This window comes from Empedobacter falsenii, from assembly GCF_013488205.1.
Classification (GTDB): domain Bacteria; phylum Bacteroidota; class Bacteroidia; order Flavobacteriales; family Weeksellaceae; genus Empedobacter; species Empedobacter falsenii_C.
The window spans coordinates 2,949,559-2,964,155 of sequence record NZ_CP040908.1 but is presented as its reverse complement, the minus strand read 5'-3'; the positions used below and the strand labels follow the sequence as shown (position 1 = coordinate 2,964,155).

At 31.5% G+C, this 14,597-nt stretch carries 14 protein-coding genes and 2 tRNA genes; 12 read left to right on the top strand and 4 right to left on the bottom strand.

Translation table 11 applies throughout. The features are described 5' to 3' along the window. The first annotated feature begins 14 nt into the window (after nucleotides 1-14). Genes porK through porN form a run of 4 tightly spaced genes read left to right on the top strand, consistent with a single transcriptional unit; the run spans nucleotide 15 to nucleotide 4,706 of the window. A complete protein-coding gene (porK, locus tag FH779_RS13910; RefSeq protein ID WP_180905132.1) occupies nucleotides 15-1,454 on the top strand; it encodes a T9SS ring complex lipoprotein PorK/GldK in 1,440 nt (479 codons plus the stop codon). Between the two features lie 36 nt (nucleotides 1,455-1,490). Continuing rightward, complete coding sequence (gene porL, locus FH779_RS13905; RefSeq protein WP_125349619.1) at nucleotides 1,491-2,162, top strand: type IX secretion system motor protein PorL/GldL; 672 nt, start codon at nucleotides 1,491-1,493, stop codon at nucleotides 2,160-2,162. A gap of 49 nt (nucleotides 2,163-2,211) precedes the next feature. Beyond that, entirely contained in the window at nucleotides 2,212-3,780 is a 1,569-nt protein-coding gene (gene porM, locus FH779_RS13900; protein WP_180905131.1) for a type IX secretion system motor protein PorM/GldM, read from the top strand. Between the two features lie 23 nt (nucleotides 3,781-3,803). Beyond that, on the top strand, nucleotides 3,804-4,706 hold the full coding sequence (gene porN / locus FH779_RS13895; protein WP_038332933.1) for a type IX secretion system ring subunit PorN/GldN: 903 nt from the start codon (nucleotides 3,804-3,806) through the stop codon (nucleotides 4,704-4,706). A 138-nt stretch (nucleotides 4,707-4,844) separates the two neighbouring features. On the opposite strand, the gene FH779_RS13890 is transcribed toward porN, so the two are convergent. Further along, on the bottom strand, nucleotides 4,845-5,642 hold the full coding sequence (locus tag FH779_RS13890; RefSeq protein WP_244957967.1) for an endonuclease/exonuclease/phosphatase family protein: 798 nt from the start codon (nucleotides 5,640-5,642) through the stop codon (nucleotides 4,845-4,847). Between the two features lie 328 nt (nucleotides 5,643-5,970). On the opposite strand from FH779_RS13890, the gene FH779_RS13885 reads away from it, so the two are divergent. Further along, nucleotides 5,971-7,029 (top strand): NAD(P)/FAD-dependent oxidoreductase, encoded by a 1,059-nt coding sequence (locus FH779_RS13885; RefSeq protein WP_180905129.1) that lies wholly within the window; start codon nucleotides 5,971-5,973, stop codon nucleotides 7,027-7,029. Nucleotides 7,030-7,040: 11 nt separating this feature from the next. Further along, entirely contained in the window at nucleotides 7,041-7,502 is a 462-nt protein-coding gene (locus FH779_RS13880; protein ID WP_125349616.1) for a hypothetical protein, read from the top strand. A gap of 6 nt (nucleotides 7,503-7,508) precedes the next feature. Here FH779_RS13880 and FH779_RS13875 read toward each other — a convergent pair whose 3' ends face one another. Together FH779_RS13875 and FH779_RS13870 are read right to left on the bottom strand one after the other, a co-directional pair. After that, on the bottom strand, nucleotides 7,509-7,730 hold the full coding sequence (locus FH779_RS13875) for a hypothetical protein (RefSeq protein WP_115001689.1): 222 nt from the start codon (nucleotides 7,728-7,730) through the stop codon (nucleotides 7,509-7,511). A gap of 18 nt (nucleotides 7,731-7,748) precedes the next feature. Further along, the gene (locus FH779_RS13870; RefSeq protein WP_115002126.1) at nucleotides 7,749-8,069 is read right to left on the bottom strand and encodes a hypothetical protein; all 321 of its coding nucleotides are present in this window, start codon (nucleotides 8,067-8,069) and stop codon (nucleotides 7,749-7,751) included. A gap of 107 nt (nucleotides 8,070-8,176) precedes the next feature. Between FH779_RS13870 and FH779_RS13865 the strand changes: the two genes are divergently transcribed. The 5 genes from FH779_RS13865 to FH779_RS13845 all read left to right on the top strand — a co-directional run bounded on the left by FH779_RS13865 (nucleotide 8,177) and on the right by FH779_RS13845 (nucleotide 12,200). Next, complete coding sequence (locus FH779_RS13865) at nucleotides 8,177-10,093, top strand: ABC-F family ATP-binding cassette domain-containing protein (protein WP_180905128.1); 1,917 nt, start codon at nucleotides 8,177-8,179, stop codon at nucleotides 10,091-10,093. A 74-nt stretch (nucleotides 10,094-10,167) separates the two neighbouring features. Beyond that, entirely contained in the window at nucleotides 10,168-10,647 is a 480-nt protein-coding gene (locus tag FH779_RS13860) for a DNA-deoxyinosine glycosylase (protein ID WP_180905127.1), read from the top strand. 169 nt (nucleotides 10,648-10,816) lie between these two features. Next, nucleotides 10,817-10,889: transfer RNA gene (locus FH779_RS13855), tRNA-Gly, on the top strand. 23 nt (nucleotides 10,890-10,912) lie between these two features. Next, nucleotides 10,913-10,996 (top strand) — tRNA-Leu (locus FH779_RS13850). Nucleotides 10,997-11,075: 79 nt separating this feature from the next. Next, the gene (locus tag FH779_RS13845; RefSeq protein WP_180905126.1) at nucleotides 11,076-12,200 is read left to right on the top strand and encodes a hypothetical protein; all 1,125 of its coding nucleotides are present in this window, start codon (nucleotides 11,076-11,078) and stop codon (nucleotides 12,198-12,200) included. 54 nt (nucleotides 12,201-12,254) lie between these two features. Here FH779_RS13845 and rho read toward each other — a convergent pair whose 3' ends face one another. Beyond that, nucleotides 12,255-13,904, bottom strand: coding sequence for a transcription termination factor Rho (rho, locus tag FH779_RS13840; RefSeq protein WP_180905125.1), 1,650 nt, complete (start codon nucleotides 13,902-13,904; stop codon nucleotides 12,255-12,257). A 174-nt stretch (nucleotides 13,905-14,078) separates the two neighbouring features. Here rho and FH779_RS13835 point away from each other — a divergent pair, with 174 nt between their 5' ends. Continuing rightward, nucleotides 14,079-14,492: a DUF4293 domain-containing protein gene (locus FH779_RS13835; RefSeq protein WP_180905124.1), complete on the top strand. Its 414-nt coding sequence runs from the start codon at nucleotides 14,079-14,081 to the stop codon at nucleotides 14,490-14,492. Nucleotides 14,493-14,597 lie beyond the last annotated feature (105 nt).

The window sequence follows — 14,597 nt, the reverse complement described above, 5'->3', positions numbered from 1 at the left end:
AAATCTATAACAGAATGAATAGAATTTTGGTAAGTGCATTGTTGCTATCTCTTTCTTTATCATCATGTAAAATGTTGAAGAACAGAGGGAGTAGTGATAGAAATGATGGACAAATAGTTTCGAAAACATCTTCGGCTTGGACGCCAGTTCGTCCAAAGGGAATGGTTCCGATTCCGAGTGGATCGTTTGTTTTAGGACAAACCGATTACGATTTTACAAAAACAAATGATGCTCCAGTAAAAACGGTTACTGTTACAGGTTTCTTTATGGATGATACAGAGATTACAAATTCTGAGTATCAGTATTTTGTAAATTATGTAAAAGATTCTATCGCTCGTACTGCTTTGGCAAACAAGGCAGAATCATTAGGTTTTGACCCAATGAATCCAAATAATGGAGCTGGAGGTATTGGGGATTATGCATACATTTCTGGTTCACAAGATGGACAAGGAACGCCATATGACGAATATTTAAAAAATAGTAATACAGGTCGTGATGGTCAATCTTTAGATGCAAAGAAATTAAATTGGAAACAGCGCTTGGAGTGGGATAAATACAAATATCCAGATGTAGATTATGCAGAGGTTATGGAAGGGTTATATTATCCACCAGAAGAGCGTATGAATGGAGAAAGACGTATTGACACGCGTAAATTAAACTATTCTTATGTAACAGTTGACCAAACTGCAGCTGCAAAAAAACGTGGTACTTTCCGTGTAGATTTTCGTAAAGAATTTAGTTTAAATATCTATCCAGATACAACAGTTTGGGTAAGAGATTTCAACTATTCTTACAATGATCCAATGCACCAAGATTATTTTTGGCACAAAGCTTACGCAAATTATCCTGTTGTAGGTATTAACTGGAATCAAGCAACTGCTTTTTGTGATTTCCGTACAAGATATCATAACACAGCATTAAATAATAAGAAGAAAAGAGGAAGTCAAGTTAAAGTAATTAGCTACCGTTTACCAACAGAAATTGAGTGGGAATACGCTGCAAAAGGTGGTTTAGAAAATGCACCTTATCCTTGGGGAGGACCTTACTTGACAGATGATAGAGGTTGTTATTTAGCGAATTTCAAACCAAAACGTGGAGATTATTTAGAAATCAACGATGGTAAGAAAACAGGTTATATGTATACAGCTCCTGTAAAAACATTCCGTGCGAATGGATATGGACTTTACGATATGGCTGGTAACGTAGCTGAGTGGACAAGTTCTCCTTACAACAGATCTTCTTATACAATGTCTTCAACACTTAACCCATCAATTACAATGTCTGGAGAAGTAAATAGAAGTGTAAGAGGAGGATCTTGGAAAGATGTTGGATACTTATTAATGACTTCAGCAAGAGATTGGGAACACAAAGATTCAGCAAGAAGTTTCATCGGATTCCGTACAGTTCAATCATTCCCAGAAGGATCAAAAGTAAATTTTAGAAAAACCAAATAACCTAATTAATAAAACAATTTAATAAAAAGCACTCTTATGGCAGTACAAGCTTCAAAACAAGAACGTCTTACAAATTTTTTGTATAATTTCTTTGCCGCAGTAGTAATTATCGGGGCATTATGTAAAATTACTCACACGAATTTAGGACCAATATCAGCCAATTTAATCTTAACAATCGGATTAGTAGCTGAAGCATTCGTTTTCTTTTATTCAGCATTCTTCGATAAACCTCAAGGAAGCTATGAATGGGAAAAAGCTTATCCAGAATTATTAAATGGAGAGCCAGTACAAAGAAAAACTGCGGCTGTTGCAACTGCAGGAAACAATTTAACTGCTGAGTTAGACAAAGTATTAGCAGATGCAAAATTAGACAAAGAAGTTTTCGAAAGATTACGTGGTTCTTTAGATAAATTTGGTTCAGCTGTTAACGAATTAAACACAACAACATCAGCTGTTGCCTCAACAGAACAATATAGCAACGAAATTGCAAAAGCATCAACTAATATCAGCCAATTAAATGCTGTATATGCTGAGCAAATTGTAAATAGCCAAAAACAAGTAGAATTAAATAAACAATTTATCGAAGAAATGCAAAAATCTTCAGGTAGTTCAGAGCAATTCTTGAAAGAAATGCAAGAACTTTCTGCTAATATTAATGCATTAAACAAAGTATACGGAGGTATGCTTTCTGCAATGAAAAACAACTAATCATTGTACGATAAATTAAACTAATTATTCATTAATTCTATAAATTATTATGGCAGGAGGTGGTAGACTAACCGGACGTCAGAAGATGATCAACCTGATGTATCTCGTGTTCATTGCAATGATGGCTTTGAACGTGGATCGTGAGGTGTTGAGATCTTTCGAAACGATAAATACTTCTTTAGAGTCAACAACGACTTTAACGAAAACAAATAACGATACCTTCTATGGTCAAATTGATCTAAAAGCGAAGGATGATCCAACTTATGCAAAAACTCAAGCTGAGGCTGCAGAAGTTAAAAAGCAAACAAATGATTTTGTTGCTTATATCGATGGATTGAAAAAAGAATTAGCTGGTGCAGATTTTGTTTCTGGAGCAGAAGATACAGATTACAATGCATTGTCTAATACGGAGCCTGTTGTTTCTTTATTTTTTAAAGGAAAAGGAGGTGACAAAGGAAATGAGAAAGCACAAGAGTTTACAAACAAAATTGATGGTTTCAGAAATTTCTTAATGACTTTCGCTAAGCAAAGTCCTGATGCTAAAAATGCTGAAGCTCGTATCAACGAATTTTTTGGAACAACTCCAAAATCGAAGAAACAAAGTTGGATGCAAGAGAGATTCTATGATCAACCAATGGTTGCATCATTAACGAATTTATCTAAAATGCAAATGGATGCACGTACAGAAGAAGGTAACTTAGTAAGAGCACTATTATCTGGTAAATTAGAAGAAAAAATCGAGTTGGATGCTTTCCAAGGTTTATTCTTATCGCCAGGTGTTGTAAAAGTAGGTGACGAAGCTGTTCTTAATGTAGTTTTAGGAGCTTACGATAATTCAATCAAAGGTTCTGTTTCTACAAGTGTTGGTTCTGCTGCTGTTGTTGATGGTAAAGCATCTATTAAGTTGAATACATCTGCAGTTGGTATGCATCAATTAACAGGTAACATTACTTATGTGTCGAATGGAAAAACTAAAACGGTTAATATTGCACCTTCAACTTATCAAGTTGTAGCTCAAACATTAGATAAAAAAGCTGCAGAAATTATTGAAAAAGATCCAACAGGAGGTTCTATTGTTGCAGATAATTTACGTGTAGTTTACCGTGGAGTAACTAACCCAATTTCAGCTACAATCAACGGAGCAAATGGACCTGTTAGTTTAAGCGCTTCTTCTGGAAGTCCTTCTGGAGCGGGTGCTAACAAATGGAATTATACACCTGGAGGAGGAAACGAAGTGGTGTTTACGGCATCTGCAAGAGCAAGTTCTGGTAAAACATTATCAGTTCGCGAAACATTCCGTATCAAACCAGTTCCACCAGCACGTGGTGTAATTTTAGGAAATACAAGTCCAGCTATTCCAGATAATGGAATTGCAGCACAAACAATTCGTGTAGATTGGCCAGATTTCTTATTCCCAATTTCGGGAGAAGTAACATCTTTCAATGTTAAAGTTCCTGGTCAGGCAACGGCTCGTGTTTCTGGAAATAAAATGTCAGGAGCGGCTGGAGTTATTTCGAAAGCGAAAAAAGGTGATATTATTGGTGTTTTCGATATTAAATATCGTACAAATTCAGGAGCAACTGGAGAAGCATCATCTATCGCAATTCAAGTACAATAATTTAAAAAGTAAAAATTTAAAATATGAAGTATCTTTTGTTTGGTTTAATGAGTTTTTTCTCAACTCTTACAATGGCGCAAAATGTTCTTAACGCTGTTTCGCCTGAACAGTTAAGAAAAGACCGCGAAAATAAAACAAGAGTTGATGAAGCTGGAGATACAGTAAGTACGGCTCAAGATCCTATGAAATATGGTTTTATCGAAGATAAAGATGTTTTATGGTCGAAAGTTGTATGGGAAGTAATTGATTTGAATGAGCGTCTAAATCAACCTTATTATAGATCTGGTGATGAGTTAGTGCAAAATTCAAAATCATTATACGATGTATTGGTTGACGGAGTTCGTAGCAAAAAGATTAGAGAAGTTTACGACGATGAGTACTTTCAAACTAAAATGAGTTATGAGCAAATTATGGCTCGTAATGAGAAGAAAGATACACAACAGTATTACTACGATATGAAAGCTGCTGGAGAAACTCCTGACGAAGCTGCTATTTTTAATTATAAAATTAAATCTGACGATATCAAAATGGTAAAAACGAAAGGTCTTTGGTACATTGATCGTCGTTTAGGAGAATTAAAATATCGTTTATTAGGTTTAGCAATTATGGGACCTGATGCGCAGTCTTTAGGGACTGAGTTTGCTGACGGAGCTTTCGTAGATTTATTCTGGATTTGGTATCCAGATGCTCGTAATGTTTTGGTGAATGCAACGGTATTCAATCCAAGTAATTCAAATTCGGCAATTACATATGATGAGATGTTAAATGCACGTAGATTTAGTTCTATTATTTACAAAGCTCAAACAATGTATGGAACGAAAATGATTGATGATTACATTCCAAATGATGCGAAAGGTCAATTAGAAGAACATCACAAAATTAGAAATTCTATCATTCAGTCAGAAGCTGATATGTGGAATTACTAATCAGAATACAAAACAAAAAAAATCCAGTCATTTGACTGGATTTTTTTGTTTATATATTTATAAGAATTTAACTTTCTAAAATCTAAAATCTAAAATCTAAAATCTAAAATCTAAAATCTAAAATCTAAAATCTAAAATTTAATTCGCATCTCCTTTTTCAATTCCTTCCTCTATTTTTTCTTCAACTTCAACCTTCTCTTCATGGTCCAATTTCATTTCTCCCGAATCATCATCACTACGTAAAACAACTTGAATACTAATAGGAAAATGATCCGAACCAATATTTGGTTCTCGTATCATATCAATTAATCGAAATTGAGAACTCAAAAAATAATGATCCAAAGGCCAACGTAAGAACCAATGATGCGCATGAAAAGTATTGAACATTCCACGACCACGACGAGGATCTAAAAGTTGCGAAGTTTTCAAAAATAAACGTGTTGTTCTGCTCCACGCAACATCATTCAAATCTCCAAAAACAATACACGCTTTTCCATATTCTTTCGCTTGTTTTCCAATAATCAAAATCTCAGCATCGCGTTCAGCACTTTCTTCATTTTCTTGCGGAACTGGCGGAGTTGGATGTAAACCATAGAAACGCACAATTTGATTATTATATTCGATATCAGCAATAATTGAAGGGATTTCTGTGCTGATTAAATAATTAATTTCTTGGTATTTTATAGGTAATTTAGAGTAAAACAATAATCCATAAGTATTTTCTAACGGAACTTCTATTTTGTTCTCAAAATCGTTTGTAGCTTCTTTTATTTGTTCCATCCATTCGTTGTTCGTTTCTAATAAAAAAATGATATCAGGATTTCTTTTCTTAATTAATTCAATCAAATTTTGATATTTCGTATTGTCTTGCAAAACATTATAAACAAGTAAATCAAGCGGTTTTTCATTTGGTTTTAATGTTACTTGTTCAATCATTTTTTTACCAAATGGAGAATAAGGAATAATGACCCAAAGTAAATAAATTGAAGTAAAAATTAAGCAAATAAATAAACTTATTGTGACTGAAGTTTTTGGTACAAAAATGAATAAAATACAAGTAGCAATTACCAAAGCAAATTTTTGAAATCGCGGATAATCAAAAACTCTAACAGTCCAATGTGTATGTTTGATGAAAGGAATAATGACGGAAAGGATAATGAGGCAAGAAATTATGGTATAGAATATTTGCATAAAATGGTTGATTTTAAGAATAAAGATAAGTAAAACCGAAACATTATTTACCTTTGTAATCAAATTTTAGAAATTGAAAAAAGTAGAATATATCATCGTTGGTCAAGGTGTTGCAGGGAGTTGTATGGCGATGAAATTGTTGAAAGAAAATAAATCTTTTGTGGTAATTGATAATCATTTTCACAAAGCATCGGCGATTGCTGCTGGAATTTTTAATCCTGTTGTGCTAAAACGATTTTCAATTGTTTGGAATGCAACAAAACAAATCGAAAGATTACGAGAGGTTTTTGGTTATTTTGAACAATTGTTAAACAAAAAATATATCTACAATTTTCCAGTTTATAGAATTTTTAATGACGAACAAGAGAAAAAAACGTGGTTGAAAAAAGCGACAACTCATCCAGATTTGATTGATTATTTAGCAACAGATACAGAACAACTGAATGATTTTTCCTCAATCAATTCTCCGATTGGTTCTGGTGAAGTTTTGCACACAGGTCGTGTTGATTTGACAAATCTTCTAGCTGATTTTAAAGATTATTTAGTCGAAAATGATGCTTTTTTAGATGAAACTTTTGATTTTAATGAATTAAAATTAGAGGATAATCAAACGAGCTATAAAAAAATCGAAGCAACTAAAATAATTTTTGCCGAAGGTTATAATATTTTGAACAATCCTTATTTCAAAAATTTACCTATAATTGGTGTAAAAGGTGAAGTGTTGAGAATTAAAACAGAAGCTAATTTACCTGAAGCAGTTGTGAAAGGAAAAGAATTTTTGATGCCTTTAGAAAATAATCAATATTTTGTAGGCGCAACTTACGATCGCGATTATGTGAATTATAAAAATACTGAGGATGCAAAACAATATTTGGTTGAAGGTGTTCAGAATTTTTTTAAAGATGATTTTGAAGTTGTGGAACAACATGCGTCAATTCGTCCAACGGTTGTCGATCGTCGTCCGATTATTGGAGTGCATCCTACGCATCAACAATTGATTTGTTTGAATGGAATGGGAACGCGCGGAACAATGTTGGCCCCTGTGATGGTGGATGATTTGTACGATTTTTTAGAAAATAATCAACCTATTGATAAAGAAGCGAATATTGCACGTTTCTATGATCGATTTTAAACCTATTTTGAATGAAAAATTTTGACATAAAAATATTTGCAATTCAACTTGTAGCAAGCGTTTTGTTATTTTTAGGAATTCAACAATTTTACGTTTTGGTTGAATTAGATTTGATTGAATTAATTCATTCAATGGGAAAAGATAATTTTGCCTTTTTGGTTAGAAAAAGTGACGAATTCGGAATCAGCGAAAAACTGAAACATTTAGCTACAATGAAAACAATTTTGAGTTTTGTAGGTATTGTTTTGGCATATATTTTATGTTCAGTTATCAACCATAAACGCAATTACGATTGGAAAATGTCTGTAATTATAGTAGTGTTGTGTTTTTTAGTTTTTCAATTCAGATTAATCAATCTTCCAATTAATTTTATTGCAACCAAAAATCTCGCATTGGCTTATTTTGTGCCAGCAACTTTTTCGATTTTAATCAGTTTTGTATTGTATTTTTTGAGTTATCGTTTAAAACCTTAAAAAAAATCAATGCAAAATTCTACAATTAGCATTAATATTTTTAGCTTCTTTTATAAAAGTTAAAGCTAATTGTTCATCGTTAACATCAATTGTTATTGAATGTCCATCTAATAATTTGTCAACATTACTTTTAGCAACTTTTAATGATATTTTTAGTAAGTCAATTTGTAGATGTGTTAAAGTGACTTTTTGAAATCCTTCATTCCAGCCATCAAATATTATCTTCATAAGTGATTTTAAATATTGTTAAAAATAGAAATGAATACTTGTTTTAAGTTCTAATGCTTTATGAAATATATTAATAATATTTTCACATTCAGGATATGTTTTCTTCAATTGATTATAAGTGTTTTCAATTAAAACTAAATTATTAATTTTTTCGTCTTCATAATCGTCAATTATTGAATTACAAGTTTGATTAATTAAATCAAAAACACCTTTCTTCCATAAAATATTAAATTCTGATTCATTTAACCTAATTTCGATTAATTCGTTTGGAGAAGCTGTATCATAATCTAATTTTAATTCAGCTTCTTTATTAATAGGAACAATAATAATTTTACTCATAATCATTAATTGAAAGGTGATTGTTATTTTTAAAACACTTTCACAATATACTACTTATAGTTTTGAGATAAGTTTTCATCTAACAAAAAACATTGTATTTTTGCAAAATGTTATTAGTACAAAATTTAGGAGTTTATTTTGCGGGTAGATATTTATTCGAAAACGTTTCGTTCCGCATCAACAAAGGAAACCGTGTTGGTTTGGTAGGGAAAAATGGAGCAGGAAAATCTACTTTGCTTAAAATTTTAGCCAAAAGTCAGCAATCTTCAGAAGGTGAAGTTGTTTACGAAGGCGACGTTACAATCGGATATTTATCGCAAGATATTGATTTTGTACAAGGAAGAACGGTTTGGCAAGAAGCGGATTCTGCTTTTGAGCAATTGGTTGAAATTCAAGAACGTATTGATTTTGTAAACAAAGAATTAGCTGAAAGAACAGATTACGAATCGGACGAATATGGAAAATTAATTGAAGATATTTCTCATTTAACAGAACGTTTCGGACTTTTAGGTGGTTACACAAAAGATGCTGAAATCGAACAAATTTTAATTGGTTTAGGATTCAAAAATTCAGATTTTCATCGCCCAACAGAAGAATTTTCTGGAGGTTGGAGAATGCGAATTGAATTGGCAAAACTATTGTTGCAAAAACATGATGTAATGCTTTTAGATGAGCCTACCAACCATTTGGATATCGATTCGATTGTTTGGTTAGAAGATTTCTTGAAAGATTATCCTGGAGCTGTTGTGTTGGTTTCGCACGACCGTCAATTTTTGGATAACGTAACTAATCGTACAATCGAAATTGCAAATCGCCACATTTCTGATTTTAAAGCGAATTATACGCGTTATTTAGAATTGCGTGAAGATCGTCGCGAAAAATTAGAGCAAGCACAGAAGAATCAAGAGCAAATGATTAAGCACACGGAAGATTTAATTTCAAAATTCCGTGCAAAAGCTAATAAAGCTTCGATGGCGCAATCATTAATCAAAAAATTAGATAAAATAGAACGCATCGAAATTGAAAATGATGATGTAACGAAAATGAATATCCGTTTTGTGGATGCTGTTCAGCCAGGTAAAATTATTTTCGAGTTAGATGATGTAGGTGTTGCTTTTGGTGATCATCAAGTTTTTGATCATGTTTCTTTTTATGTTAATCGAGGAGAAAAAGTAGCTTTTGTTGGTCAAAATGGTCAAGGAAAAACGACTTTATCGCGTGCGATTATCAACGAACAAGAGCATTCAGGCAAAATAAAACATGGACATAATGTAGAAATCGGATATTTTGCCCAAAATCAAGCACATGTTTTGAATGATAAATTAACGGTTTTAGAAGAAGCAGAAAATTCTGCAACAGAAGAAACACGTAAACATGTTCGCGATTATTTAGGTGCATTTATGTTTGGTGGTGATGCTGTTGAGAAAAAAGTTTCGGTTCTTTCGGGAGGTGAGCGAAATCGTTTGGCGTTGTGTAAATTATTGTTACGTCCATTCAATGTATTAATCATGGATGAGCCAACGAACCACTTGGATATTGTATCAAAAGAATTGTTGAAAAAAGCTTTACAAAAATATTCTGGAACTTTGATTTTAGTATCTCATGACCGTGAATTTTTAGAAGGTTTAGTAGATAAAGTGTTCGATTTCCGTAATGGTCAAGTGAAAGAATATCTTTCTGGAATTGATGATTATTTGGCGCAAATAAAAGCGGGAAGTTTCCGTGAAGTGGAGAAAGGAAATAGTTTGGCTGCACGAAAAGAAGAGAAACCGATTGAGGTTAAAATAGAACAAGCGAAAAGAGTTTTATCTTTTGAGGAAGAGAAAGAGCAAAAACGTCTTAAAAATAGATTGTCAAGAATAGAAACGGAGATTTCTGATTTAGAGACGAAGATTGCCGATTTAGAAAATAAGTTGCATGCAGGTTCGCAAACGCAACAAGAATTAGATAAATACTCGAATCTGAAAAATGATTTAGACAAAAAAATGTTAGAGTGGGAGGAGGTTTCTGAACAAATTATCTAATGATAGAAATAGAAAAAAAAGTGCTACAAACTGTAGCACTTTTTTTGTACATTATATTTTTAGAATAAAACAAAATGCATAAACAATCATTTGCTGCAATTATATCAGAACTACCAAAAACATTAATTCTTGGCTCTTTACCTGGTGATATATCGTTAGAAGTTAATCAATATTATGGACATCCGCGTAATCGATTTTGGAAAATGATGTTTGAGATTTTTGAGACAGAATTTTCAGAAGATTATGAAATAAGAAAACAACTTATTTTACAGAATAAGTTTGCGCTTTGGGATGTTGCACATTCTGCTGACAGAAAGGGAAGCATGGATGTGGATATGAAAAATGTTTTGCCAAATCAGATTGATGAATTGTTGAATGAATATCCTACAATTGATAAAATAATTTTCAATGGAAAGAAATCAGAACAATTATTTTGGAAATATTTTGATGAAAAAACATCTATTGAGTATATTTCTTTGCCAAGCACAAGTCCTGCAAATGCTCAATTTTCTTATGAACGATTGCTTAAAATCTGGAAAAATGCAATTATTTAAGATGAATTTTTCATGTTCAAAATAATTTAATCCAAGAAAAGTAAAATTATTTTAGTGCTTAAAAATATTATGATGAGAAACTTAGCTTTTGATGTAAAATAATTATGAAAAAAATGTTTCCTAAAAGTTTTGTAATTCAAAAAGCTGTTCTATATTTGCACTCACAATCGCGGGAATAGCTCAATTGGTAGAGCGTCAGCCTTCCAAGCTGAATGTTGCGAGTTCGAGTCTCGTTTCCCGCTCAACTTCTTTCTTAGAAGTGGATGCCTTGGTGGTGGAATTGGTAGACACGCAGGACTTAAAATCCTGTGTCCATTAGGACGTGCGGGTTCAAGTCCCGCCTGAGGTACAACAAAGCTCAAGAATTTATTTTCTTGGGCTTTTTTTGTTTTTAGTTTAGATTGATTATTTTAGAATAAAAATCCAAAATGAAGTTTTTTAAAATTCTATTTTTATTCACTACTTTATGTAAATCACAAACGACAAACATAAATTATACTTATGATTTTTTAGATAAAGAAACTACTCCTGTTTATGAATTTTGGAAAGAATATGTCTCGTTAAGAGCTGAGAATAATATCTTATATAAAAATATGTGGGATAATGAAGATAATGATCTTGTTATTTCTGCTTCCGGATTCTCTCCTAATTTTTTTGAAATGTATACATATAATAAATTATTATATATTAAGTCGTTACCTGATAATAAATTCGAATTGTCATCAATGTTTTATTGGATACAAGATGAAAATAATGTTAATCTAATTTCAATCGTAAATTATATAATCAAAAAGAATGATGATAAATATATTTTTGAAAATTTTCTAACTCACTCAACAAAAAATTGGAAAAAGAAAAATGTTGGATTAATAGACTATTATTATCCTATAAACTATAAATTCAATAAAAATAACGCTAAGGAAGCGAATAAAACCATTGAAAATCTAAATAAGATATTTGATTTAAATGAGAATAAAATCAAATATTATATCGTAGAAAATTGTGATAAACAATTAGAATATTTAGGTGTTAATTACATTGCTACTACAGGATTAATGGATCAATGTGGTTATTTCGATAAAGAAAATAATATCCTTTTATCTACTTTCTATGCAGGTGAAAATTATCAACACGAAATTATACATTTGATTAATAAAAAATTCCCAAACGCTCATTATTTATTATTAACAGGTTTAAGTGTTTATCATAAATCTAAGAATGCTAATATTGGAAGAAGTCTTGATGAAGTTTTTAAAGATTTTGATAAATTTATTATTAATAATTCAAACTATAATCTCTCATTCACGGGTAAATTTCCTAAAATAAATAATCGTACATCTTCAGAATATATTATTTCAGCTATTTTAATAGATTTAATTTTAGAAAAAGGAGGAGTTGATTTATTAAAAAAAGGATTAATAACAATAAAAACTGATGAAGAATTAAATAATTTTTTGATAAATGAATTAAATATTACGGATCAAAATAATACGATACGAAAAGTAAGTAATAGAATGAAAGATGCGCACTATAAATTAAAAATAGATTTATAAAAAAAACCACCTAAATAACTTTAGATGGTTTTTGAAATTATAAGTTGTAATAAATTACTTATTCATAGAGATTAAAAACTCTTCGTTAGAGCGCGTATGTTTGATACGATCGTGTAAGAATTCCATCGCTTCTACAGGATTCATATCCGATAAATGATTGCGAAGAACCCACATCAATTGTTGTGTTTTGTCGTCTAATAACAAATCATCTTTACGCGTAGAAGAACTTACTAAATCAATCGCAGGGAAAATACGTTTATTCGAAATCTTACGATCCAATTGTAATTCCATGTTACCTGTTCCTTTAAATTCCTCAAAAATAACTTCATCCATTTTAGAACCTGTATCAATCAATGCAGTTGCAATAATTGTTAAAGAACCTCCATTTTCGATATTACGAGCTGCTCCAAAGAAACGTTTTGGTTTGTGCAACGCATTTGCATCAACACCACCCGACAATACTTTACCAGAAGCTGGCGAAACAGTATTATAAGCACGTGCTAAACGCGTAATAGAATCTAAAAGAATCACCACATCATGTCCACATTCTACCATACGTTTTGCTTTCTCTAAAACGATATTCGCAACTTTTACATGGCGATTTGCTTCTTCATCAAACGTCGACGCAATAACCTCTCCGTTTACCGAACGTTTCATATCTGTTACCTCTTCCGGACGCTCATCGATTAATAAAACAATCAAATAAACTTCTGGATGATTTTGTGCAATTCCATTCGCAATATCTTTCAATAACGTTGTTTTACCCGTTTTTGGTGGCGCCACAATCATCCCACGTTGACCTTTACCGATTGGTGTAAATAAGTCAATCACGCGATTTGATAAAGATTTAGAATTACTTAAATTGAATTTCTCGTTAGGGAAAAGTGGAGTTAAATGCTCAAAAGCGATACGATCACGTACATAATCTGGCGTACGACCGTTGATTTCTTTGATTTTGATTAAAGGAAAATATTTTTCACCTTCTTTTGGAGGACGAACTTCTCCTGTAATTGTATCTCCCGTTTTTAATCCAAATAATCTAATTTGAGATTGAGAAACATACACATCATCAGGCGAAGACAAATAATTAAAATCAGATGAACGTAAAAAACCATAATTATTATCTGGTAAAATCTCTAAAACACCTTCAGTTTCAATAATTCCATCAAATTCATAATTCGCAGCGCGATATTTATTTTTTTGATTTTGATTGTTGTGGTGATTATTTTGTTGAGATTGATCGTTTTGATTACGATTATCAGATTGATTATTTTTCTTCTGATTCTGATTATTTTGGTTATTCTTTTTCAGATCTTGGCTTTTGTTCGCACGTTCCTGAAATTTATTAACGCGAGGATTATTTTCTTCTTTTTTTTCTGTAGAAGTATTTTCAACTTTTTCAGTTTTTACTTCTTCTACAACAGCCTCTTTTTGTTGAACTTCTCCTTCCGAATTCTGAACTCGTTTGCGTTTCGGTTTCTTTTCTTCTGTAGGTAGATTTTCAGCTTTATCTTTTTTAGCAGGTTTTGCATCAGCTTTAGTTTCAGCTTTTTCTTCAACCTTTGGTTGGTTGTTGATAAAACCTAAAACAGCGTCTAACAATTCGCCTTTTTTTAATTTCTTATACCCATCGATTTTCAGTTGCTCTGCAACTTGTTGTAAATCTGGTAATTTGAATGATTTTAATTCTTCGATATCAAACATAATCCTATAATGAAGGTATTAATGTGTTTATATTTTTTTATTCAATAAAGTAATTGGGAATCATAACAATAGAATTGTTATAAAGCGTATAAATTTGAGATTTATTAATGCAATAGTACGAATAATTATAAAAACTCAAAAAGTTTTTTTACATTTGTATTCGAAATTTAAGAAATGATTCAAAGAAAGCAAAGTATATATTTATTCTTAAGTGGAATAATTTCGAGTATATTCGCCATGAATTTTGATAAGCTGTTTGATATTCCATTAAATTGGTTACAAAATCCGGAGAAAGGAGATTACATTTTTTCGTTAGCCTTTTTCTCATCAGCTTTAATTTCATTTTTAACCATTATGTTTTTCAAAAAACGTAAGTTACAAATTAGCTTAGGATGGTTAAACATTATTTTGAATGTTTTATTAATTGGTTCTTTTGTATATTGTCTATTAACATTACCTGGAGAAGGAAATTCTGAGAAAGGTATTTGGGCATTAGTTCCTTTAGCTTCGATTGTGCTTCTGTCAATTGCCAATCGTTTGATTAAGAAGGATGATGATCTTGTAAAATCAATAGACCGTTTCAGATAGACCAAAAACTTTTTATATTATGAGTGTCTAAAAGCAGTTTCAAGCAATTGAAACTGCTTTTTTCGTTTAAAAAAGTTTATTCGAATGTTAAATAAAAATTAATTT

Coding starts and splice junctions, on each gene's coding strand:
- FH779_RS13870 (WP_115002126.1), bottom strand. CDS start 8,069: ATGAGTAAAATTATTATTGTTCCTATTAATAAAGAAGCTGAATTAAAA.
- FH779_RS13860 (WP_180905127.1), top strand. CDS start 10,168: ATGCATAAACAATCATTTGCTGCAATTATATCAGAACTACCAAAAACA.
- porK (WP_180905132.1), top strand. CDS start 15: ATGAATAGAATTTTGGTAAGTGCATTGTTGCTATCTCTTTCTTTATCA.
- rho (WP_180905125.1), bottom strand. CDS start 13,904: ATGTTTGATATCGAAGAATTAAAATCATTCAAATTACCAGATTTACAA.
- FH779_RS13835 (WP_180905124.1), top strand. CDS start 14,079: ATGATTCAAAGAAAGCAAAGTATATATTTATTCTTAAGTGGAATAATT.
- porM (WP_180905131.1), top strand. CDS start 2,212: ATGGCAGGAGGTGGTAGACTAACCGGACGTCAGAAGATGATCAACCTG.
- FH779_RS13880 (WP_125349616.1), top strand. CDS start 7,041: ATGAAAAATTTTGACATAAAAATATTTGCAATTCAACTTGTAGCAAGC.
- porL (WP_125349619.1), top strand. CDS start 1,491: ATGGCAGTACAAGCTTCAAAACAAGAACGTCTTACAAATTTTTTGTAT.
- porN (WP_038332933.1), top strand. CDS start 3,804: ATGAAGTATCTTTTGTTTGGTTTAATGAGTTTTTTCTCAACTCTTACA.
- FH779_RS13865 (WP_180905128.1), top strand. CDS start 8,177: ATGTTATTAGTACAAAATTTAGGAGTTTATTTTGCGGGTAGATATTTA.
- FH779_RS13875 (WP_115001689.1), bottom strand. CDS start 7,730: ATGAAGATAATATTTGATGGCTGGAATGAAGGATTTCAAAAAGTCACT.
- FH779_RS13845 (WP_180905126.1), top strand. CDS start 11,076: ATGAAGTTTTTTAAAATTCTATTTTTATTCACTACTTTATGTAAATCA.
- FH779_RS13890 (WP_244957967.1), bottom strand. CDS start 5,642: ATGATTGAACAAGTAACATTAAAACCAAATGAAAAACCGCTTGATTTA.